Raw genomic sequence first — 22,394 nt, 5'->3', positions numbered from 1 at the left:
GATGGGTACGGAAAAATGTCCAATTTGTGGCGGTCAATCCTTTGGCGAGTTTGCGGGACGTCCAAGAGCAAAATGTCTTTCCTGCCATTCTCTGGAGCGTGGTAGAGTTGTACATCTAACTCTGCAAAAACTTGGGTTGCCAAGAAAAGAAGATAAGATATTACATTTTGCCCCAGAGATTTGTTTTATCAATCTCTTTACATCAACTCACGAAGAAAATTATCAACCATGTGATTTATTTCCCGATATTTATAAGAACTCCAAAAAAGAAGTTAAACGAATAGATATATGTGAAGATCTATATTCTATGCCTTCTTCCTCATGGGATTTAATCATTCATAACCATGTATTAGAACATCTTCTCTGCTCAGTTCGAGGTGTTCTACGTGGTTTTGATAGAATTTTAAAGCCTGGAGGGACTATGATTTTTACTATACCTATACATAGAGGAAAAGAAACAATTGAAGACTTAAATCCTGGACTATCTGAGTTAGAGCGCAGAAAAAGATTTGGTCAGAAAGACCATGTTCGCTTATTTGGGGATGATGTTACGGATTTAATCGCCGAGTCTTTAGGTAAAGATTGCTTTATCCCAGTGTCAACTTTATTCACTGAAGAAGAATTTCTTTTACATGCTATTCCATGGGAACCGTCCAAAGAACCTCATGGTCATTCCATATTTGTTTATAGAAAAACTTGAAGTTTTAGTTTATAGTAGTTTTTAACGTTTCTTTTGAATTTCCTGTAACTTTTGAAGCTTCAATCCGACATCAAGATGGAGTCTGGAAACTTAGTTGTCTTTTTAAAGATATGAAGTCCTGCTAGGAAAAACTTTATGCAGACCATTGACCAAAAGCTAAATTCATTTATTGATTCAACGATTGTCAATCATGTTGCTCACGTTACGGAAAAAGATAATGATTCTATACCTTTCAAAAATTATCAATTCTTGCGAGGATTGATTTTTGAAGAGAGAGTTTCCGTACATTCCCCAACCATCATACCACGTGGGAAAACATCATTTATTGGTGCATATTCATACATTAATGATGGTGGCTACATAAGAGACAATGTTTTTATAGGTCGTTATTGCTCTATTGGTAGGAGATGTAGCATTGGAGCTATCAGTCATAATCTATTCTCTATTTCCACACATCCATTTCTGAGGGTAAAGGAGTATAGCAAGTTCAAAAGTGCTATTCAGGCATACTCTGATGATGAATTTCAAAAGATATTTGGTCTTAGCAAAAGGAATTCTAGAGATAGCTTAACTATCATTGAAAATGATGTTTGGATAGGAGACGGAGCAGTAATAATTCAAGGGGTAAGGATTGGTTCTGGCGCAGTTATTGGCGCTAACGCAGTTGTGACTAAAGATGTTCAACCCTACACTATTGTTGGAGGAGTGCCTGCAAAGCCCATACGGAAAAGACTTTCTGATTCTATTGCTGAAGTACTTTTACAGTTAGGGTATTGGAACTACAGACCTGACCTTTTACAACTCCTTCCTAGAGAGGATGTCCTCCAATTTATTAGAGAAGCAAAAAATTTACTTTCACATAATGAAATAGCAGATTTTCCAAGCTATATCTTAAAGTAGAGCTACTAGAAATACGGTTATGCCCTCGAAAATACCAAATGATCCTTTCCATAAGCCAACTCAGAATGCTCAACTTGGGTATAAAGACTATGCTAAGTTTGTTCAGTGGACTTCTTTAAGAGTTTTCATAGTTACTTTCTGTATTTTGCTGCCTTACTTTGGAGCTGCGATCGCCGTCGGCATAGCTACTACACCCTACATTGGTATTTTAATGCTAGCCGTTCCCGCCATCCTTGCCCTCTTGTGTGCAGGATTTTATTGGATACTGCAAAACGCTGGGTAGTGCTTTCCTAACTTTCTTGATAATCGATCGCCCCCTTTTGGGAACCTTATAATCAAGCGATCGCCCCTTATCCCGTGTCCAAAATGAACATTTTTGAGGCCATCAACCAATGGTTTGAAAACCGCTGGGTTGCGCCAGCCTACAGTGGTTGGTTGTTATTAGGGTTAGCCATTTTCTTCTTTGCCGCCGCGACCAATACCATGGTCGGCTGGCTCTACGTAATCAGCGGCACCATGATTGCCCTATTGGCGATCGCCTCCGTTTTGCCCCCCCTCGTTCTCAAACATCTTCAGGTCAAGCGCAGCCCCATCTCCCCCATCAGCGCTGGCAATACCATTCAGGTCGAACTTCATCTCGTGAACCCGACCCCTCGCCCCAAAACCCTGTTTGAAGTTTACGATCTACTGCCCATCGTCCTTGCCCCTCCACAGCGACACACCGTCGAATTTGTACCCGCTCAAGACTCCTATCGCTGGGTGTACAGTCAGCCAGCCCCCCGGCGCGGCATTTACCGCTGGCATACCGTCCAGCTTCGCACCGCCGCCCCCCTAGGTCTATTCTGGTGTCGCCGTACCGTGCAGAGCCCGGCAACGGCCATCGTCTATCCTCGCGATCTCAACCTTTCCCAGTGTCCCCTCCTCGACGAAATCGGCACCGACACCCACCACTTCATCCAAAGCCGACAACAATCCCACGGCGCCACCGAAGGACTGACCCGCGCCCTGCGTCCTTACCGTTGGGGCGATCCCACCCGCTTAGTTCACTGGCGCACCAGCGCCCGCTATGGCGAATTACGCGTTCGGGAACTGGAAGTGCTCACCGGAGGACAAGCGGTGGTGATTGGGCTAGATAGTGCGATCGCCTGGGACGACGAGGATTGCTTTGAGCAAGCGGTAACCGCCGCCACCTCCCTATACTTTTATGCCTTAAGACAGAATTTAAGCGTTCAGCTCTGGACAGCCGCCACAGGACTCGTGCGAGGAGACACGGCAGTTCTAGAAACCCTCGCTGGAGTCACCATGCAAGAAGACGCTCAGGATTCCCACATCCGTTTCCCCAACTGTCCCTGGATTTGGCTCAGCCAAACGCCCGCCCACTTAGCACAACTCCCCCCCGATAGTCGCGGCATCATCTGGGGAGCGATCGCCCCGTCTCATCCTCACTCCTGTCTCAGGATCCAGCCTCACCAACTGCTTCAGCCTCAGCTTCAAGCCTCGGCCTCTACGCCTGGGTAAATAGATGATGGAATATCAAGCCTGGGTAAAACGCTCATCCCAAAGGTTGAAACCTTTGTGTGATTTCATCCATAAGGCAGGGAATTGCTCGGCTCTCAAACATTGAAAAACGCTGTCTTCAGCGGCGTTTACCGAAATTGTATAGATGAAGACTCTGCAGGTAGCGTCAAGCTTTGTTGTATCCAAACGGCCAGAATGGTTCATACTGAGCATTTCTACCTGTTGCGACCTGCTAAAAAGACTGCAACCTGTGATTTCTGCACAGGGAACCTGATGATTATTGCCGAAGTCTCTAAATATGTGGCAATTTGTCAAATGTTTGTTATAATTATTTACACAGTTCGCGATTGTTTTTTCTACAATTGTGTGAAGTCTATAGGGTACAGCAGAGCGTTTGCGACTATCGTCAATTCAAGTATTGAATTCGGCACACGTCACATCTATCTGCTTCAGTTGGGCAATTTCAACAGAGCGAAAACCGACCTCTAAGAGGTTCACAAAGAGCTTTATGGTTACATAGCTCTAGATTTCGTGTACCTACTCGCAGTTCAACGCTGCATCAACGTTATAGAACCAGAACAGAGGAGAAAAATCATGGATCCTTCTGCTTACGATCTCACTCTAGAACAGCAGTTCCAAATGCGTCTGATGGAGGCATCCGCAGACAACATGACCCACGAGCAAGCGCAGGCACTTCTCGTGCAAGCGTCTCGGTTGCTGATGATCAAAGACAACGTGATCCGCAACCTGCTACGAAAAACACCGCTAGACAGCTTTGGGCTGGAAGCCTAGGCTACACAATGGTTCCGAGTAACTGCATGTGTGATTGTTCGATGACTGAATGACGATTCCCAATCCTTGGAGGACGACGTATGAATTTCCTCTCATTTGATTTATCGATGGAACAAGAGTTCGAAATCCAAAAGGTAAAGCAAGAGGTTCAAGGTATGAGCCGCGAACAAGCCTTAGAGCTACTTCTGGAAGTTTCGAAAACCCTCATGATCAAAGACAATCTGATTCGTGACTTGATGAAGCGAGCCCGTATTTAGACTGTCGATGAGGTCGGCGCTCTCCATCTCTTGCTGTGTTCTTGAAGCGCAGGACAGAGCGGGTGGTGCTGGGACGTCCATTCCTCATTCTTACGTGAGATTGTGTTGAAGATGTAGAGATAGATCGAGAGTGGAACGATTGGACATCAAGGATCCGTTATGGTGTGCGTGCATGCGAGTCGAACGCTCCTGGACGTCGGTGCGCTAGAAAGCGTTTCTAAGTTTCCTGGGTATGTCCGTTAAAGTTTAGGGCAGCGTCCCTTTCTCTCCACAGGGAATGCTCTGGCAAGGACTAGGAAGCGTACATAGAGGTTTGCCCAAACTAGATTTTTGTAGATTCCCAATACAACAGCGCAGAAAATTTTGAGGTCTAATGATAGTCTTGAGGAAAGCACTGTACCTTCCTCCAGTGCAGCACGTTTTGGGAAAGGTTGCCTTATGTTTCAGCGTGCCCTCATCTGCACGGATTTCACCGACGGACTCCAGCGTTTAACCCACTTTGTACCCAACTTGGCCGCGAGTGGGCTACAGCAGATTATTTTTTTTCATGCTATTCCTCTTTCTGAAGAACGAGAAATCCCCAAAGTCTATGAGGCTGAGATAGCCGCAGCACGCGATCGCCTCTACGCCAATGTTAAAGATGTGCCTGCCGGGGTGGAGGTCAAAATCGAAATCCGCACCGGAAAACCGGGCGATACCATCCTCAAGATTGCCCAAGCCAATAACAGCGATTTGATCATCCTGGGCATGCCAACCCGCAGCCTGCTAGAGGAAAAGCTGTTTGGCAGTACCACCCTCGATCTCTGCCAGCGCAACGCGAAGCCCGTGTTAATTCTGAGACCCCAGCTCATCTCTGCCTACACCACCGAAGAACTAGCGCTGCGGTGTCAGCACCTCAATCGCTACTTTTTGCTACCCTACAACGGCGCGGAAGCATCCGATGCCTTGGTGTCCACCATCAAGCAAATGGCTCAGGATCGGCCTGCCCATTCCCTAGAGCGTTGCCTACTCTGCTGGATTTTTGAAGAGCAAGGTTTGCGGGGGTTGCCTCCGAAATACAGCGAAACCGAAGCCGCGCAGAAGTTAGACGCTGCAAAACGGGAGCTAGAGCAAGTTGGCCTGAAGGTTACTACCGAACTCCGCCGCGGTGATCCAGTAGAAGGTATTATGGACGTTGCGCTGGAGCACGACATTAGCGCCATTGTGGTCACCGCGAAGCAAAATTGGTTGAAATGGTCGGTACGTGGCCTTGCCGAAGAGTTGTTGCGGGGGAGTTGGTACCCGATTCTGTATTTACCCACTAAGGGCTGAGCGCCCCAACCCTTAGCCCGATAGATCTTGATCGACTGTGTTGTAGATGGACTCTAGTTTCATGAGGACTTTGGGCTTTAGCTTTTCGAGTTCAGCCTTCAAAATATTTTTGCTCAGCGATGCGTGGGATGTTGTGTTCGACAGTTGACTGGTCGAAATCCACACTTGCATTAGCCGTCGCTGCGGATCCGCAATTGTAGACGTGAGCATGCTTGCACAGCGGTTCGGATTTTCCTGAGAAAATAGCAAGATCTTGTACTCGCCAGTATTGCAAAGCACACGGGCAATCTGCTGTCCTTGGGGAGACTTTAGATCCAGATAAGACGGCATCCATTTGGGTCCTGCCAGGGTGCTATAGAGAACGGTTAACCACAGCATCATGGGATGGGGAGCTTCAAGAAATAGAAATTGATTGTACCGAGTGCAAGATGCCCGTTTTTGAATTTCGTCGTGGGGCAGCATGACCCACAGGGTCGCCTGGTGTCCCTCATCCGTTTTGATTAAATTGGGAAAGACAATATCTGCGATCGGCATTGTTTTAGGCCACGTGGCTAGCGCACAAACCCCTTTTGTTGAGCCGCTGATCCTGTCAGTGGGCTGGTGGGGCGTCACTTGCACCTTAGAGAGGGCTTCGCCAATGCGTTGACCAATCTGGCGTCCGGTTCCAAATCGCTGTTCTAGGGGCTCTAGGGCTTTTAAGATTTCGACGACACTTTGGGGGCGATCGCCCGGTGATTTTTCAAGGCAGCTCATGATCAAGCTTTCGAGCACCTTGGGAATCTTAAGATCGGCGTTAACGGATTGAAAGGAGCGAGGCATTTGATGATGGTGAGCCTTGTACCATCCGCCAAAGGTATGGGTATCCACGTGGAGTGGCATCTTGCCACTTAAAAGTTGGAACATCATGATACCCAGGCTATAGATGTCCGAGCGGGGGTCTAGCTCTCGTCCCTCCATTTGTTCTGGCGAGGAGTAGGGAAGCGTTCCCATAAAGCAGTTGGTTGCCCCCGCATCTTCCTGGAGCAGTTTGGCGATACCGAAGTCTAAAATCTTGGCGAGTTCCCCCAAGCTCTCATCCTGAACAATCAAGATGTTGCTCGGTTTAATGTCGCGATGGATAATCGGACAGACTTCTTGCTCAATCAGAATGCCCTGGTGAGCGCATTGCAATCCTAAACAAATCTGCCGAATGAGGCTCAAAAAGCGGGGAATGGTGAGCGATTGACGACTCGCGATCTCACTGAGGTTTTGCCCCTTCAGGCATTCCATCACGTAATAGGGAATTTCGTCTTCATTCACCCCATAATCAGTCACGCGCACGATGTGAATGCTGCGCTGTCCTAATAGGGCGCACGTCATCGCTTCTCGCTCAAAACGCTGACGCATGCGGTTGTTTAGCAGGGTTTGGGATAAAAATTTAACGGCAACGGGCACTCCACCCAACAGCATATCCCGTGCTTCATACACGCGTCCCATCGACCCGTAACCCAGTAGGCTCACTAGGTCATACCGATTTGAAAGTCGTCGTCCGAGGTTGGGATCTACATCTGTCATAGGTGAAAGGCTCGTGAAACCGGGCTGCAGGAGACGCCGAATCTATACACTAGCTTTAACATAGCAGGGTTGAAGTTGGGCAACATCCACGATGTACGGATGTTGCCGTGCTGCCCATGCGGTGTCGTCGCATAAAGGTTCACCCTGATGTACTGTTATCCTAGTGAGGCTCCACTACACTCTTCGGCCTACTTCCTAGGGTTCCCTAAATTTTTAGGAAAATACTAGACGGCGATCGCTGCCTCAGGACATTAAGCCGCGCTATAGAATCGATCGCAACTGTGTTAGAGCTTCCTGAGCATCGGTAAAACGCCGATCGAGGCCCGGTTGAATCATTTGTTTGAGCCACTGGGCAAAGGGATCACTCACCGTCGCAATTTCCCCAAAATCAAACCGCATACCGCGCATGGGCAGATCGGTCGGCTCTAACCCCGTCAATGCGGTAATGAGCGTTACCCCTAAACTATACAGATCCGACGCTTGTACCGTGCGACCTCCCATTTGCTCGGGTGACATATAGCCCTGAGTGCCGACTAGCGTCAGCGATGTTGCTTCTGGATTCGTGAGAGACTTGACGGATCCAAAATCGACCAGGCACACACGAACCGCGTCTCGATCGGGCTGGGAGGCAAGGAGCACGTTGCTGGGCTTAATATCTCGATGGATAATGGGCGGTTCCTGCATGTGGAGATAGTCCACGATTTTCAGCAGTTCCTTGGCGATATGCTTCACTTCTCGCTCACTAAAGGTGCGCCCTTCTTTCAAGAAACTGTCGATAGATTTACCTTCAACGTAGGATTGAACCAGGGCTAGAGCTTTGCCATCCATCGGCAACTCGATTTCGAAATACCCTAAATAGCGGGGCGTAGATGGATGGGAGATGACTTTCAAAATCTCAATCTCCCGCTTAAATAGGCGGAGATCATCGGGTTTCAGCTCATCGTCTATAAAAATGAGCTTGAGAATGACGGGAGAACCATCCGTCAGATCCTGGGCGAGCAGCGTCCAGCGTCCAGACTTTTTGCCGAGTTGTTGCTGCACTTCGTAGCGATCGCCCAATATTTGCCCTGCCATAATCTGCCCTGAAATGCCAAACGCTAAATTCTATCGAGAACTTCGTCCATTTCCTATCGATTGGATCGAGAGGCAAGCCTGATGTATTCCTAGCCTATCGCGTTCGTTCCGAATTGGATCGTATTACATTTCGTTGCAATAGGCATTGATCCCCAATCATGACACGATAGAAATAGGGACATCCAAGCGCCATCGGGTGTTGCCTAGGGAATTTTATACAAGGTTTTCAATACTATGACATCGTCTCAATCGTCCGCGTTGCGAGAACAGCAGCATCCCCTGATTCGCAATTTGGGTATTGCTATTGAAGAGGTATGGAAGACCCACCTTGATCTGTCGCCTTATCAACTTCCTGAGGATTTGGGGTATGTGGAAGGGCGGTTGGAAGGAGAGCGATTGGTGATTGAAAACTGCTGCTATCAAACCCCCCAATTTCGGAAACTGCATTTGGAACTGGCAAAAGTCGGGCAATCGCTGGATATCCTGCACTGCGTGATGTTTCCCCGCCCGGAGTATGACCTGCCGATGTTTGGAGCTGATTTGGTGGGGGGGCGGGGCCAAATCAGTGCGGCAATTGTAGACTTGTCTCCCGTGAGTGCGCCAGTTCTTAGCGGCGTGGCGGCACCCGGTTCTCGACCCTTGCCCGATGCCTATACGACTGCGATGCGACGGTTAGCCCCTACCTCCTTTTCCCAGCCTAGAGATTTACCTATTTGGGGGGAGATTTTCTCGGAGTTTTGCCTGTTTGTGCGTCCGAGTAGTCCGGATGAGGAACAGCAGTTTTTGGATCATGTGCGAGCCGTGTTGACGATTCACTGTCAGATGGCGATCGCCACACCGCCGACGCCTGAAAAGCTCGATGCCATCCTAGCGGGGCAGCGACACTATTGTATGCGGCAGCAAGAAAACGACAAGACGCGGCGGGTACTGGAAAAAGCGTTTGGGGATGCCTGGGCAGAGCGCTACATGACCACGGTTTTATTTGATATGCCTAACTAGGATACTGGTTGGGATAGAGCCTTCAACGTAGGATAGAGCCTAATGATAACGTGATCAGATGGGCACACCTCAATATGCAAAAACCCCAGCTTTCGCCTATTGAGCAATCGCTTCGCACCTATGCGATCGCCCTTCAGCAGTTAGAGGCGATCGCTCCAACCTATACTGAAGCCGAAATTCTAGAGGTTTTATCGGCGCGGAATACCTTACGGTCGGTTCTGGCTCAGCAATCGGGCACCTACATCCCATCGGCCACGTTACACCAAGTGTTGGATTTAGACGAACGGTTGCGATCCCACGCGGCAGCGATCGCCCAGTACGGGGATTTAGAAGCCTGGTGCGAAAGTCTTGAACCTGCGGATACCGCTTGGTGGTGGCGATTCCAGCGACCGCCCCATCCTCTAGAGCGATTGGATTGGTTGTGGAGTGCGCTGACGATGGCCTGTTTGACAGCCAGTGTCAGCATTTTGGTGGCGTTAGGAATGCGCTTTCTCAGCCAGAAACCGGATGTCGCGAGTTTCTTCATGTTTTTGACGCCCAGTTTGATGACGCTGGCGGCGGGCGGCGCATTGACGCGAGCAGGACGAGAAACCTTAGAACATGGACTTTCCCGATTGGGACTGTCAAAGCACTGGTGGCATGAGGTGAAGTTTGCCCTTGCACTTGTTCTCTTAATTGCATTGATGACGTTCTATGCGCTGCTACCCCAGTTGAGCCGAATCTACGACAATCTTGGGTTGCAACTTTGGAAAGAGGGCAATTTTTCAATGGCGATCGCCCGCTATACGCGATCGCTCCAGCCTGATCCGAGTAACGCCCGCACTCGCTTCCACCTAGGGCGACTGTATGAGGATCTAGGACAACTGGAGGAAGCAATGATGGAATACCAGTTAGCCACTCAAGCCGGATTTTTAGAGGCGTATCCGCCCTTGGCGCGGCTTTACATCCTTACCGATCAGCCCGAACGAGCCGTGCAGCTTTTGCTCCCGATGGAACCCCTCATTGAGGATGAAACCGTTGATGTCGAGATTCGCTACGGCATTGCAACGAACCTGGGATGGGCGCGGCTAGAGCAGGAGCGATGGGCAGAAGCAGAGGGCTATCTCCGTCGCGCGGTTGATATTGCGAACATCTCGGAGGTCGAGGATCCGGGGGCTAGCATTTGTCTCTTGGCTCAGGCGATGGATGCCCAAGGGCAACCGGAGGCCATGGCCGTTTGGCGTGCCTGCGCCGAACATGGGAATCCCATGGCGTCCCCAGAGGAAGATGCCTGGGTGTGGGAGGCGCAGACCAAAGTGGGGAACGCTGCGTCGAGGACAGCCCCATAATACCCATCGGTATGACCTGCGGAGCAAGAATCCTGTCAGTTCGATTCAATCGTTTTGGGAATAGGTGACCCCACAAAATTGAGATTTGTTACCGCGATCGCCCCATCGATTTGATCTGTGTATTGGAGCGTGAAGTCGTGGTCTCCGCAGAGTCGCGCATCTTTCCAATCCGATATTGCAGTGTAGGATGTCTCCATCAGGATTGCCGTGTCTCCGTAGAAGTTCGCAAAATTCGGTCATTTTCATTTCGTAAAGACTGTGTAAGTAGGGGCGATCGCTGTTGAGGTTACCCCTAGGAATCGGGCAGGCTAACAGTACGCAGAAAACGCACGTTAGGTTAAGGTGTCTTATGCCGCACTGGATGCAACATTTGTTGGAATACGTCGCTTTTGGGGTCACGTTTGCGATCGCGTACCACTCGTTCATCGATAACCCGGATGCCTACATCGGCTTCCGGCCACGGCGACGGTTTCGATTACGGCGATCGCTCCTATCCTTGAGAACCTACCGACCCGTGCGATCGATCTCTACTCGTCTTGTGCGTCGCCGCTAAAGGTTTGATTGATCGCCCAAATTTGCTTACTCAACGTTGCTCCAATCCACCCACTCCTACAGTCCGCTCACTCTCCTACAGGTCACTCACTCAACGGTTCCCTCATCCCACTCACTCTCCTTACTCCTTGAGCAACAGAAAATAGAGTTGTCCGTCGCTGTTCATAAGTCCGGCGCGATCGCCTGCGATGGAGCCTGTACCCATAAAGAGATCTACCCGGCCCGGCCCTTGAATCGCCCCACCCGTGTCTTGGTTCAGCACAAACCGACTCACCGGACGAGTTTCCAGGCTGGCGTCAGCGGCGACGATGGGGAGATCCAGATGAATAATCGCCAAGGCTCCCATCGGCATAATGGCTTTATCCGTGGCGACGGTGCGTTCCGCTGTGACTGGAAATTCCAGGGTTCCGTTGGGCGCACCGCCGTCGGTTTCGCGGAAAAATACAAACCGATTATTCCGAGGGATATAGGTACTCAACGCCTCGGGATGGTCTTTGAAATATTGAATGACGAGGGGCAAGGTTAATTCGTCCAGGGTATAAATTCCGGCGTTGACTAACTCCCGCCCCAGGCTGGTGTAGTCATAATTGGTGCGTCCGTGATAGGAAACGCTCATCATCGTGCCGTCGGTCAGTTGCAGACGGGCTGAACCTTGGACTTGGACAAGAAAAGCTTCGAGGCGATCGCGCAACCACACCAGTTCCAGTCCTCGCAAGGGGCCTTGGCTACCCTGCAAGCCGTCTGTCCCTTCGAGTTGGATGCGGGTGGGGTGCGGGTCTGTCCATTGTTCCAGCGTGGGTGGACGACGATAGAGGGGATAGCGGTAGTCTGCGGTTGGTACGCGACTGGCGGCATAGATGGGTTCAAAATAGCCTGTGAAATGTACGGTTCCTAAGCCATCATTGCCCACGGATTCATACAGTTCAAATTCCCGTAGGATCGCCGCTTGCAGGTCTGCCGCCGACGCACTGGTTTGTACGAGATCTCGGAAGCGTTCCAGACTCCGCCGAACGCGATCGCGCGTGATGCCCTGCACTGGATAGTTGGCGTAGGCCTCGCTGGCTTTGTCCGTGGTGAGGTAATTCAGCGAATAGTTGATTGCCGTTAATAATGCTTGGCGATCGCTCGCGGTTCCCCAGAGGCGATCGTCCAATCCAAACCGGGCTTGTTCCTCTGGCGAAAGGTCACTCAAAGATACTGATCGCAGCGGTAGATCGGATGCCCGTGCGGATGGCAGTGGGATTACCAGACTACTGAACGCAAGACCCAGGCTAAGCCCTAGGGAAGCAAACGGTCTGATCATGCTAAGTTGAGGGTGCGAATGAATAATAACGACAAGCGAGATCGAGTGACAGAGCCAACCCCATCGTCTGATTTAGCGATCGCTGCCTCTCAGGAGAGCAAGACCACCTCACCTCAGCCCTCTGACGCACCGGACTTTGTCCATGTGCCTGTGCTAGCCACAGAAATTGTCGAGGGATTGGCGATCCGCGAGGGGGGCGATTACCTGGATGCCACCTTGGGGGGTGGAGGCCACAGCGCTCTAATTTTGGAGGCCGCCCCCCATCTTACCCTGACCGGGATTGATCAAGATCCCCAGGCGATCGCGGCGGCTCAGGCAAAGCTGGCTCCCTATGGCGATCGCGTCCAGATCTGGCAGGGCAATTTTGCTGATTTCGATCCGGGCGATCGCCGCTTTGATGGCATCATTGCGGATTTGGGCGTCAGTTCTGCTCAGTTCGACATTCCCGATCGGGGCTTTAGCTTCCGGCTCAGCGCTCCCCTCGATATGCGGATGAATCCTCAGCAGGACATGACTGCCGCCGAGATTGTGAATACCTGGGACGAGCAGGATCTCGCCAACGTCATTTATCAGTACGGCGAAGAACGACTGTCGCGCAAGATCGCCCGTCGCATTGTCGAGCGGCGACCCTTCGAGACCACTACGGAACTGGCGGAGGTCATTTTCTACAGCGTGCCTAAAAGCTACCGCTACGGGCGCATCCATCCCGCCACGCGCACCTTTCAGGCTCTCCGCATTGTAGTGAATCGGGAATTGGAGGTGCTGGAACGCTTTCTAGACCGTGCGCCCCACTGGTTAAAACCCGGCGGACGGGTAGGGATTATCAGCTTTCATAGCCTAGAAGACCGGATCGTGAAACACACCCTGCGGGAAAATCCCCTGCTGCGGGTGCTCACGAAAAAGCCCATCGTGCCTACTCCCGAAGAGATGGAACACAATGGGCGATCGCGCTCTGCAAAGTTACGTTGGGCGGAGCGAATTACAGATGACGATATCGCAACCGATCACTAACTAATCATGCCCTAAACTCGCTGCTGTCCCCCGCATCATCAACTCAAAACTAAGACCTCAAAATTCAAAACTAAGATTACTCATCATCCAGTTCCTCAATCTCCTCGTCTTCAGCATCACTGGGCGCAATCGAATTGGCGGAAACCATCGCCCCCATTTCCAGCTTTTCACGCACGAGGCGATCAATTTCCTGGGCAAATTCGGGCTTTTCTTCCATGTACTTAATGGCGTTATCGCGACCCTGGGCAATGTTATCGCCGTTGTAGCTGTACCACGCGCCACGACGAGTCACGATTCCCGTTTCCTCGGCCAAGTCCATCAAGCAACCATAACTCGAAATCCCTTTGCCAAAGATGATGTCAAACTCGGCAATCCGGAAGGGCGGAGCCACCTTATTTTTGGCGACTTTCACCTTGGCGCGAATGCCATACTCTTCCGTTCCCTTCTTCAGCGTTTGAATTCGGCGAATGTCCATCCGTACCGACGCGTAGAACTTCAGCGCATTTCCGCCTGTGGTGGTCTCAGGGTTGCCGTAGGTGACGCCAATTTTTTGACGAAGCTGGTTCAAAAAGATGACGCTACATCCAGTTTTACCAATATTTCCGGTAATCTTCCGCAGGGCTTGGCTCATCAAACGAGCCTGCAAGCCGACGTGGGTATCGCCCATTTCCCCTTCAATTTCGGCACGGGGAACCAGCGCGGCAACCGAATCCACAACGACGAGATCAATCGCCGTAGACCGCACCAGTTGATCCACAATTTCCAATCCGGCTTCCCCAGTGTCGGGCTGAGACACGAGCAAATTCTCAATATCAACCCCCAACGCACCTGCATAGGTGGGGTCAAGGGCGTGTTCAGCATCTACAAAGGCGGCAATTCCACCGGATTTTTGGACTTCGGCGATCGCATGGAGGGCAACTGTCGTTTTACCCGAACTTTCTGGGCCGTAGATTTCAATGATCCGCCCCTTGGGAATACCACCACCCAGGGCAAGATCCAAGGTGAGTGCGCCGCTGGGAATCGTTTCAACCTTCATGCGGGGCGCATCGCCCAACCGCACAATACTGCCCTTCCCAAAGGTGCGATCGATTTGGGTCAGCACCATATTCAGGGCTTTCATCTTTTCAGAACTTTCGTTGCTGCTCTTAGCCATGGGCACCTCAAAACCTTTTGAAACTTACAGATTTACACGAAACGCCAGCCACCGTAACCTGGGAATTTGCGTAACCCATGCCTGCTATTGTCTCAGCAGACCAGGAGCGTTGCGGAAATATAGAATTTAGAGCGATCGCCAGCCTCTATCCATAGCGTTTATGCTGAGTCCTTCACCCAGTCTAGGACAGATTGCCGGAGCCGAATAATCATGCTTGCGCGAAGTGAACCGTATAAATACAATACACTTGTACTCAGACAAATACAAGGGTACTATACATTATCATAACAATTCATTCTGGAGCTTTGGCAATACCCAAACGCGTGTCCGGTTGGAGCGCGTGATTGGGGTCGCCACGGCTACTGAGTATGGATTGTTTGGCCGATGACAGTCTAACAACTTGTTGAAGTTTTATCTGTGCCGCACCCATCAATGTGATGATGCTCTCGATGTGAGTCCCTATCATCTCTGGGAGAGTGCTGGATTCCCCTTGCCCTTTACTGGATTTCTCTGCCATGTTCTCCAATCAACCCCGTCTCACGGTTCCCGAAATGGCGCTGTCCGTTGCTGGCCTGACCCGCTACATTCAGTCACTAGTAGAAGAGGACGTGCAACTGCGGCAGGTGTGGGTGACGGGGGAAGTGTCGAGTGTGAATCACCATCCCAAGGGACTGTTCTTCACCCTGCAAGATCCGGACGATAAAGCAGCGATCGCCTGTGTGGTGTGGCGGAGTCAGGCGTCTCGGTTAGCAACCTTACCCAAGATAGGGGAACAGGTGATTGTGCTGGGGCAGGTGCGGCTCTATGCCCCACGGGGAGAATATCGCCTGGTGGGGTGGCAGGTGCTTCCGGCAGGGGAGGGACTGTTGGCACTGCGAGAAAAACAGGTGCGCGATCGCCTCCGGGCAGAAGGGCTGTTCGCCTCCGAGCGCAAACGGCCTTTACCAGTCCATCCTCAAACGGTTGCGGTCGTCACTTCACCCCAAGCCGCCGCCTGGGGCGATATTCAACGCACCTTGCGCCATCGCTATCCGGGACTGCGGGTGTTGCTGTCTCCGGCGCAGGTGCAGGGCGAACTGGCTCCGGTGTCGATTGTGCGGGCGATTCAGCGAGTCGAACGGGATGGACGGGCAGAGGTGCTGATCCTGGCACGAGGGGGTGGCGCATCGGAGGATCTGGCCTGTTTTAACGATGAACGGGTGGTGCGAGCCGTTGCCGACTGTTCTATCCCGGTGATTGCGGGGATTGGGCATCAGCGGGATGAAACCTTGGCGGATCTGGTGGCGGATGCCTATGCCCATACCCCCACGGCAGCGGCGGAGAAAGCGGTTCCAGATCTGCGACTGCTGCAAGACGACCATCGCCAACGGACTGAGATTTTGGTGCAAGCATTGCGGGAGCGGGTCTACATAGCCCAGGATGAACAGCAACGCCTGCGATCGCGCCTTCACCGTGTTCGGTTGGATCAGTCGCTTCAGCATGAGCAGGAATCGTTGGATTGGATGCGCGATCGCCTGATTACGTTAGTGCGCCATCGGTTGCAGTCCTCTAACCAGCACTGCCAACGCCTCCGCGATACGTTAACGACCCTTGATCCAGAGTCGGTATTGAAGCGGGGTTATGCGGTGGTGCGCGATCAGAAAGGTGGGGTGGTGCGATCGCCCGTTGGACTCTACGCTGGACAACACCTCATGGTGCAGTTCACGGAAGGGTCAGCCGAGGTCGAGGTTGTGCGTCCAGTCGAATACCCGCTCTCTTGAACTCATGTTCGATTGATGAAACCTAGGGCGGGCGAGTTTAGGAGACAGCCTCTAACACGTATCGAGATTCAATTTCAATTTCAAACCCCGTTCCTACAGGGATATACACGGATCATCGACGAACCGAATTTGACCTAAAACTCAAAACTCAAAACTCAAAACTCAAAACTCAAAACCTCCATTCCCATTCACCTAGTCAGGAGATTCCCCCTATGCCTCCCAAAAAAACGAGTCCATCGAAATCAACCAAAGACGCGATCGCCCCCTCTGATCTACCTGCGAACTGGCACTATGAACGTACTGTCAGCGAAATTGAAGCGATTATTGGTCGGATTGAGGCAGGTGAACTGGAACTGGCGGAGGTGTTTCAGCAGTTTTCCCAGGCGGTGGAGTACCTGAACCAGTGTGAAACGTTTTTGAATCAGCATCAACAGCAGGCGGACTTATTGATTGAAACGTTGCTGGATCGGGAAGAGTCAGGTTTGAGCTGAATCCTACTTAGATACATCTATTGAAGAGCGTACTGGTGCCAGCAAAAGACATCTATCACGACACGGTGAAACGTGCGTTACAAAGAGATAAATGGACAATTGCACACGATCCATTTCCGCTTCAAATTGGCAAGAAACGATTATCGGCTGATCTAGGCGCAGAGCGTCTTATTGGTGCAGATCTAGGCTTACAGAAAATAGTCGTTGAAGTCAAAAGCTTTCTAGGCTCGTCCGATGTCAAAGATCTGGAACAAGCGTTAGGCCAGTATATTTTATATCGCCAAATTCTAAATGAGATGGGAATTGAGCGGGGTCTTTATCTAGCTGTATCTCAACCCACATTTAACAGCGTATTCGCTATAGAATTGGGACAGGTGCTGCTCAAGAATCAGGTAATCAAATTATTGGTTTTTGATGATGATAACGAGGTAATCGTACAATGGATACCCGATTAGACTATCAAAACATCATTAAAAGTACTCTCCAGAAGCATTCTGCCTATCGAAATACTTTACCTGATGAATACACATCTCAAGTGGTCTTTGATGATGAGCGGGGTCAGTATTTGATCATAGATATGGGTTGGCGAGGTGATCATTACCTCCATGCAACACCTATTCATATTAGTTTGATTGGCCAAAAAGTTTGGATTCAGTACGATGACACGGAAGAGGGTGTTGCCGCCGATTTGATGGCAGCAGGTATTGGCAAAGAAGATATTGTATTAGGTTTTCGTCATCCGAAGATACGCAAGCATACAGGTTTTGCCGTGACCTAATGGGAAACGCTTGTTAAGCGATACTTCCTCGTTTTCGCGCTTCCTTATAGGACGTACCAATATTCGTTAATCCGGCGCGGACAAGCTGCTGTTCTAACAAGGCAAAAAAGCGAGTGCGATCGCCCCCCCTCACTACTGCCTGATTATGCGCCTCAGCCAACGCCACCGGATAGCCATACCCCTTTTGCACCTGGGTCAATGCAAGACTGAGAGCCGTATTCAACATGGCTTTATCCTCCGCGACCCATTGCGGAAACTCGATCCGGGCAATCTCTGCCCCGACATGGACATAGCAAAAACAGATTTGGTGCTGACCGTAGGCATCGAGGATTTGCGCCGAACTCTTCCAAATGGTGCCCCGTTCCCCCGGTTGCAGCACCGCCGACCACAGCACCGCATCGCGCAACGGCGAAAAGACCTGACAGGGAGCTTGATCCGGTTTGCCGACGCAGTGGGTTTGGCAATCAGGCGCATCAAATGGACAGGTGTGCAGCCTTAGAAAGTTCAGCGCTTCGCCACTGCGGGACGCACTCAAGTAGCCCACCAATGGGATTTTTGCCGATTGAAGCTGATCCCAAGCATCCAGCATCGGGGGCAACAGGCGATCGCGCGCATCCAGCGGCAACGGTTCCAGAAACCAGTGGATCAACGATCCGTCTACCATGGCCAACGTTGGCCCCGTGGGAGCGGTGAGGAGGGAAAGCTGCTGCGTTTGATCGGCAACGGCCGCATGGTGAGTAGCTAGTTCCGCAAGGGCGATCGCCTCTGACACCGTGCGCTGATAGCCCATCCATTCTTCGGTGCGGATGCCCCATTGTCGCGACACATAGAGATCTTCCGGTCGATAAAACACCTCCGGCAGACTGTCCAACAGCGGATAACGACTCTGCCCATAGTGCAAAACCACCCGCCCCACGTTGATTAGATAACAGTAGGCAATTTCGTGATGGCTAGGAGCAATCTGCGATCCGTCGGTAGCCACAACGGTATGAGCGTCTGGTGCGGGGTCGATCAGCACTCGCGTATCCAACGGTTCCAGGGGCTGAGCTGCCGTAAACCCCAAGCGATCGCGCCACTGCTCCTGTCTACTAACCAATTCATCCTGGCGAGGACGGGCGTTGCGGAGCGCCGCTTCGGCCAACTCCATCCGTTTGCGGGCAGCGGTGGCTTCCTGGCTGAGGTGCTGGCTCATGCCCTGCATTTGGCGGGCAAGTTTGACAAGATCGAGCATGGCAATTCCGATCCAAACAGATGAACTAGTCAAATCCTAGCTCGATTTCAGCGATCGCCGCTCATCCAACCACGCTAACCCTGCACCACCCGCCTCTGCCAAGATGCTGATCAACCGATATAACGCCACGGCACTAATGATCACAGCGGTAGAAAAATCGTCGGTGTGTCGAGATAAAAGGGCGATCGCCGTTGCCTCAAAGACACCCAATCCCCCGGGCGCACCGGGAACGACCAGACCCAACAGCCAGGAAAAACTAAATACGCTCACGAGTAAGGGCACTTGTGACCAGGAAATGGGCTGGAGTGCAGCGATCGCCAACACAAACCCAATACTCCGCAATCCTAAAAAGAGAAACTCCCCCAGCAATGGTCGCCAGGGATAGCGGTGGAGTTTGGGCAGTTCGGTCGGTGGTTCGGGGATGGGGACGCCCTCGTCTGATGGGGGAGCTTTTTTGAGTTTGGCTTTGCTAAGGAGCGCGATCGCCCGATTCAGCCCATAGGGATGAACGATCGCTAAGGTTCCTGCCAGGACTAGGATCTGAATCCAGATCTGCGATCGCTCCAGGCTAAAGAGAGCCACGGCTAGGGCGGCGGCGGCCATCAGCAACGGCTCCATTACTACTGACACTACCGATACTGAAAAGGGAATTCCGGCAGCGTTTGCCGCTGATACTCGACTGTAGAAATGCCACACGTTACCGGGAAGATATTTGGCGATGTTGGTTTTGAGATAGGTGATCACGCTCCAACTGGCCGTCACCGATTGGGAAAATTCGCGCAAAATCCAGCCCCATACCCACCCAGAGCAAATATGAGCGAGTAGCGTAACACCAAGGGCGATCGCCAACAATGCCCACCCCGTAGGCGCAATCCGAATTTCGGCCACCCCTTGCCAATGGGCTTTAACCGCCGCCACCAGAAAGAAGAGGGTTCCGCCAAGAATGACCCAACGGATGAAGGGCTTCAGTCGTTTCATGAGTTGGTTCATGCCTTAGGAGTGGGGGCGATCGCCGCTGCCTTGAATTCTCGATACAAGGATGATAATCGATCAGCTCTTTCTAGAGTTTTGCCATTTCCCTAAATTCCACTCGACATCGAGAACAGCTTCCATCCCCCCAAAACGCTAGGATTTTGGGCGTTGCTGAACAGAAGTATGATTTTCGTGTGCAAGCCTTTTTCAGCCCTCCCCCCAAGGAGAGGGAACAAGAGTTTTAGCGCCCTGCTCCTGCGGGAGCAGGGTTGGGGATGAGGGCAATTCATAGCCGCCTTCAGCAACGCCGGATTTTGAACGTTGCCCCGCAATATCGGGGACGGGGCCCTATTCGTTATCGCTGAGCATGGGTTCCAACGACGACTAGTAGGCTACCGAACTGTTGTTTGGAGGTGGGGCAGCCTACAATCAAAGCAAGCAATGCGACGGCTGACTGCTTATGCCTCCAGACGATGACCTCCAAATGTTTATTCAACACAGCTTGCAAGAAATTGCAGGACAGATCGGGCAACCGATCAGTGAAGCGATCGCCTATCGAATTTACGAAGAAGCGATCGCCCTAGTCGGCCATCTCTCCTATGCTCCCGTCACTCTGGGGCGCGTGGCAGGACTGTTGTTAGTCTACGAGTTGCAGGAGGTTGAACCAGACGAAGTTGATTGGTTCAAGAATCAGGTGCAGCAATGCCGTGATGGAGAAGACGTTGAGGAACTCATTGAGTCCTTATCACGGATAGATACGCTGTAGTGATTCGCGTTCCTGCAAATGGCGTATAGTGGCGATCGCCCAGATTTGGATAATTACCGATGGGAATGCCCTGTCAAGTCAATAGCATTTTGAAATTGAATGCCGCTCAAGGCTATCCAGCCTCATTAGCACTTAACACCCCCTATGACGCCGTTAAAGATGGGTATAGGATTATCCCCATTGATGTCCCGATTCCCCTTGTAGACACTGACTGGATGGCTCAGGCCGACATCGTCATCCACACCTTGACTTGGAAAAATCGGCAAACGTTCGTGGAGTTTACCGTGCATCGCCTCTATCCAGCGGCATTGTCCATGAAAGGCTAAGTGTACCTGTCCGTCTATACTCGGCATACTGGACGTATAACGCATACTCTATTTTTCACAACGCGATGAAACCTCGCTTTTTCCGCCAACTGCCGGAGTGTAGCTCGTGTCAGTTCTTCAGCCTGAGCCCGCTTCTGCCCTGTACGGTTCATCCTCATGGGGTTGAGGGCGATCGCTGCATCGACTATCGCATTGATCCCGATTATGACGAGAATGACCCTACATTAACCTGGTTCACAGGCGATTTGATCGAAGACCTCGACTATCGAAACCCGTTTGATCCGACCGATTTGTAATCCGTAAGTTGGATGGGCGATCGCCCCTGCTCCACCGATCCTATTCCCCTGAGATGAGAGAATAGTTACCAGTCCTTTTCGTTGAAATCCATGTCTATCCCTTGTCACGTTTTAGTCACCGGAGCCACTGGGCGCACAGGCTCAATCGTCGTTCAAAAACTTCAGCAACGACCCGAACAATTTACCGTCAGGGGCTTTGCCCGGTCGGAACAGAAGGTGCAAGATCTGTTTGGTACAACCGACGGTTTCTATTTTGGAGACATCCGTGATTCTCAAAGCCTTGAAGGGGCGATCGCTGGCTGTGATGCATTAGTGATTCTGACTTGAGGATGAGCTTCCAGAAAACGCGCAACGTTTAGCGCATTCTGCTCATGAGCTTTCATTCGAATAGGCAAGGTTGTAATCCCTCGCATAATCAACCACGCATTAAATGGACTGAGTGCCCCCCAAGGTGCACCAGCAAATGGCGAATACCTGATATTTCACTACTCGTCCCCAACACGGCTCCACCAATAGCATCGCCATGCCCGCACAGGTACTTACTCAGAGAATGAACGACAAAATCTGCACCGAACGTAACGGGTTGAGTAGCGACGGGTGTGGCGAAGGTCGAATCAACCACTAACTTTGCACCTGCTGTGTAAGCAATTTGGGCGATCGCCTGAATATCTGATATTCGAACAATTGGGTTGCACGGGGTCTCAATATGGATCAGTTTCGTTTGAGGACGTATAGCCGATTGGATCGCGTCTAAATCAGTTGTATTGACTCGCGTAACCTGAATATCCAGGGCGGGGATTAATCCCTTCATTAACTCCGCTGCACCCACATACGCCCCATCGCTCATGACAATGTGATCACCCGGTTTAAGCATGTAGAACATCAGCGCGGAGATAGCAGCCATACCGCTACTAAACGCCACACACGCTTCCGCACCCTCTAAGGCAGCCAATTTTTGCTCAAGTTGCTGAACGGTTGGATTCCCTTCACGGGTATAGAAAAATGTGGTCTGCTCCTGCAAGTTTTCAGCCGAGAAGGGCGTATCGGCGTCGGTCACGAAGGAGGACGACATAACAATGTTAGGAGAAGAGGCACGGGTTGCTAAATCAGGTGTTTCACCGGCATGAATCGCTGTGGTTTACAATCCCCGAAAACTGGTGGTATTAGTTGTCATCTGCTTGGTGCCATTTGATAACGTCTCCCTCCTAGCCTGGTCACTTTGTGTAGCATGCGACGCATACAAGATGATTTTGCTGGTACGCTGCCTGGGCAAGAAACGCTTATATAGTATTCATCTTTCGATAAACCATCTAAAACGGAAA

25 protein-coding genes and 1 pseudogene are annotated in these 22,394 nt (G+C 51.2%); 18 read left to right on the top strand and 8 right to left on the bottom strand.

Translation table 11 applies throughout. The annotated features are described in order from the left end of the window. Position 1: 1 nt before the first annotated feature. The 6 genes from IGR76_13040 (at position 2) to IGR76_13015 (ending at position 5,478) form a co-directional block, all read left to right on the top strand. Complete coding sequence (locus IGR76_13040) at positions 2–700, top strand: methyltransferase domain-containing protein (protein ID MBF2079404.1); 699 nt, start codon at positions 2–4, stop codon at positions 698–700. Between the two features lie 135 nt (positions 701–835). Next, entirely contained in the window at positions 836–1,600 is a 765-nt protein-coding gene (locus IGR76_13035; protein ID MBF2079403.1) for a CatB-related O-acetyltransferase, read from the top strand. A gap of 366 nt (positions 1,601–1,966) precedes the next feature. After that, complete coding sequence (locus IGR76_13030; protein ID MBF2079402.1) at positions 1,967–3,118, top strand: DUF58 domain-containing protein; 1,152 nt, start codon at positions 1,967–1,969, stop codon at positions 3,116–3,118. A 594-nt stretch (positions 3,119–3,712) separates the two neighbouring features. Then, entirely contained in the window at positions 3,713–3,910 is a 198-nt protein-coding gene (locus IGR76_13025; GenBank protein MBF2079401.1) for an NblA/ycf18 family protein, read from the top strand. A gap of 80 nt (positions 3,911–3,990) precedes the next feature. Then, positions 3,991–4,167, top strand: a complete 177-nt coding sequence (locus IGR76_13020) for an NblA/ycf18 family protein (protein MBF2079400.1) — start codon at positions 3,991–3,993, stop codon at positions 4,165–4,167. A 438-nt stretch (positions 4,168–4,605) separates the two neighbouring features. Beyond that, positions 4,606–5,478, top strand: coding sequence for a universal stress protein (locus IGR76_13015; GenBank protein ID MBF2079399.1), 873 nt, complete (start codon positions 4,606–4,608; stop codon positions 5,476–5,478). A 12-nt stretch (positions 5,479–5,490) separates the two neighbouring features. On the opposite strand, the gene IGR76_13010 is transcribed toward IGR76_13015, so the two are convergent. Beyond that, on the bottom strand, positions 5,491–7,032 hold the full coding sequence (locus IGR76_13010) for a serine/threonine protein kinase (protein ID MBF2079398.1): 1,542 nt from the start codon (positions 7,030–7,032) through the stop codon (positions 5,491–5,493). Positions 7,033–7,293: 261 nt separating this feature from the next. Next, on the bottom strand, positions 7,294–8,106 hold the full coding sequence (locus IGR76_13005; GenBank protein ID MBF2079397.1) for a serine/threonine protein kinase: 813 nt from the start codon (positions 8,104–8,106) through the stop codon (positions 7,294–7,296). A gap of 234 nt (positions 8,107–8,340) precedes the next feature. Here IGR76_13005 and IGR76_13000 point away from each other — a divergent pair, with 234 nt between their 5' ends. Beyond that, positions 8,341–9,105 carry a phycocyanobilin:ferredoxin oxidoreductase gene (locus IGR76_13000; protein MBF2079396.1) on the top strand — a complete coding sequence of 255 codons (765 nt, stop codon included), beginning with the start codon at positions 8,341–8,343 and terminating at the stop codon, positions 9,103–9,105. 74 nt (positions 9,106–9,179) lie between these two features. Next, positions 9,180–10,433 carry a tetratricopeptide repeat protein gene (locus tag IGR76_12995; GenBank protein MBF2079395.1) on the top strand — a complete coding sequence of 418 codons (1,254 nt, stop codon included), beginning with the start codon at positions 9,180–9,182 and terminating at the stop codon, positions 10,431–10,433. Between the two features lie 35 nt (positions 10,434–10,468). Here the strand turns inward: IGR76_12995 and IGR76_12990 are convergent, their stop codons facing one another. Beyond that, the gene (locus tag IGR76_12990) at positions 10,469–10,630 is read right to left on the bottom strand and encodes a hypothetical protein (GenBank protein ID MBF2079394.1); all 162 of its coding nucleotides are present in this window, start codon (positions 10,628–10,630) and stop codon (positions 10,469–10,471) included. A 152-nt stretch (positions 10,631–10,782) separates the two neighbouring features. Between IGR76_12990 and IGR76_12985 the strand changes: the two genes are divergently transcribed. After that, positions 10,783–10,986 carry a hypothetical protein gene (locus tag IGR76_12985; protein MBF2079393.1) on the top strand — a complete coding sequence of 68 codons (204 nt, stop codon included), beginning with the start codon at positions 10,783–10,785 and terminating at the stop codon, positions 10,984–10,986. A gap of 120 nt (positions 10,987–11,106) precedes the next feature. On the opposite strand, the gene IGR76_12980 is transcribed toward IGR76_12985, so the two are convergent. Beyond that, positions 11,107–12,288, bottom strand: a complete 1,182-nt coding sequence (locus IGR76_12980; GenBank protein MBF2079392.1) for an MltA domain-containing protein — start codon at positions 12,286–12,288, stop codon at positions 11,107–11,109. 18 nt (positions 12,289–12,306) lie between these two features. Between IGR76_12980 and rsmH the strand changes: the two genes are divergently transcribed. Then, complete coding sequence (rsmH, locus tag IGR76_12975; GenBank protein MBF2079391.1) at positions 12,307–13,299, top strand: 16S rRNA (cytosine(1402)-N(4))-methyltransferase RsmH; 993 nt, start codon at positions 12,307–12,309, stop codon at positions 13,297–13,299. Positions 13,300–13,375: 76 nt separating this feature from the next. Here rsmH and recA read toward each other — a convergent pair whose 3' ends face one another. After that, positions 13,376–14,452, bottom strand: a complete 1,077-nt coding sequence (gene recA, locus IGR76_12970) for a recombinase RecA (GenBank protein MBF2079390.1) — start codon at positions 14,450–14,452, stop codon at positions 13,376–13,378. Between the two features lie 515 nt (positions 14,453–14,967). On the opposite strand from recA, the gene IGR76_12965 reads away from it, so the two are divergent. From IGR76_12965 to IGR76_12950, 4 genes are all read left to right on the top strand, one after another. Beyond that, a complete protein-coding gene (locus tag IGR76_12965) occupies positions 14,968–16,212 on the top strand; it encodes an exodeoxyribonuclease VII large subunit (GenBank protein ID MBF2079389.1) in 1,245 nt (414 codons plus the stop codon). A 212-nt stretch (positions 16,213–16,424) separates the two neighbouring features. Further along, on the top strand, positions 16,425–16,703 hold the full coding sequence (gene xseB / locus IGR76_12960; GenBank protein MBF2079388.1) for an exodeoxyribonuclease VII small subunit: 279 nt from the start codon (positions 16,425–16,427) through the stop codon (positions 16,701–16,703). Positions 16,704–16,738: 35 nt separating this feature from the next. Further along, positions 16,739–17,158, top strand: coding sequence for a XisH family protein (locus IGR76_12955; protein MBF2079387.1), 420 nt, complete (start codon positions 16,739–16,741; stop codon positions 17,156–17,158). Further along, on the top strand, positions 17,143–17,481 hold the full coding sequence (locus IGR76_12950) for a XisI protein (protein ID MBF2079386.1): 339 nt from the start codon (positions 17,143–17,145) through the stop codon (positions 17,479–17,481). The genes IGR76_12955 and IGR76_12950 overlap by 16 nt, the downstream gene beginning before the upstream one ends. Positions 17,482–17,494: 13 nt before the next feature. Here IGR76_12950 and IGR76_12945 read toward each other — a convergent pair whose 3' ends face one another. Beyond that, positions 17,495–18,712 carry a DNA double-strand break repair nuclease NurA gene (locus IGR76_12945; protein ID MBF2079385.1) on the bottom strand — a complete coding sequence of 406 codons (1,218 nt, stop codon included), beginning with the start codon at positions 18,710–18,712 and terminating at the stop codon, positions 17,495–17,497. Positions 18,713–18,748: 36 nt separating this feature from the next. After that, positions 18,749–19,702 carry a flippase-like domain-containing protein gene (locus tag IGR76_12940; GenBank protein ID MBF2079384.1) on the bottom strand — a complete coding sequence of 318 codons (954 nt, stop codon included), beginning with the start codon at positions 19,700–19,702 and terminating at the stop codon, positions 18,749–18,751. A gap of 442 nt (positions 19,703–20,144) precedes the next feature. On the opposite strand from IGR76_12940, the gene IGR76_12935 reads away from it, so the two are divergent. The 4 genes from IGR76_12935 (at position 20,145) to IGR76_12920 (ending at position 21,399) form a co-directional block, all read left to right on the top strand. Next, complete coding sequence (locus tag IGR76_12935) at positions 20,145–20,450, top strand: hypothetical protein (protein MBF2079383.1); 306 nt, start codon at positions 20,145–20,147, stop codon at positions 20,448–20,450. 59 nt (positions 20,451–20,509) lie between these two features. Beyond that, positions 20,510–20,776, top strand: coding sequence for a DUF2584 family protein (locus IGR76_12930; protein MBF2079382.1), 267 nt, complete (start codon positions 20,510–20,512; stop codon positions 20,774–20,776). A 65-nt stretch (positions 20,777–20,841) separates the two neighbouring features. Then, entirely contained in the window at positions 20,842–21,072 is a 231-nt protein-coding gene (locus IGR76_12925) for a hypothetical protein (GenBank protein ID MBF2079381.1), read from the top strand. A 90-nt stretch (positions 21,073–21,162) separates the two neighbouring features. Next, entirely contained in the window at positions 21,163–21,399 is a 237-nt protein-coding gene (locus tag IGR76_12920; GenBank protein ID MBF2079380.1) for an NAD(P)H-binding protein, read from the top strand. Here the strand turns inward: IGR76_12920 and IGR76_12915 are convergent. After that, a pseudogene (locus IGR76_12915) lies at positions 21,345–22,144 on the bottom strand (aminotransferase class I/II-fold pyridoxal phosphate-dependent enzyme). The gene IGR76_12920 and the pseudogene IGR76_12915 sit on opposite strands and share 55 nt — an antisense overlap. Positions 22,145–22,394 lie beyond the last annotated feature (250 nt).

This window comes from Synechococcales cyanobacterium T60_A2020_003, assembly GCA_015272205.1.
In the GTDB taxonomy this organism is placed as follows: Bacteria; Cyanobacteriota; Cyanobacteriia; order RECH01; family RECH01; genus JACYMB01.
The sequence above is the reverse complement of the archived record's forward strand: the minus strand, read 5'-3'. Positions and strand labels throughout refer to the sequence as shown.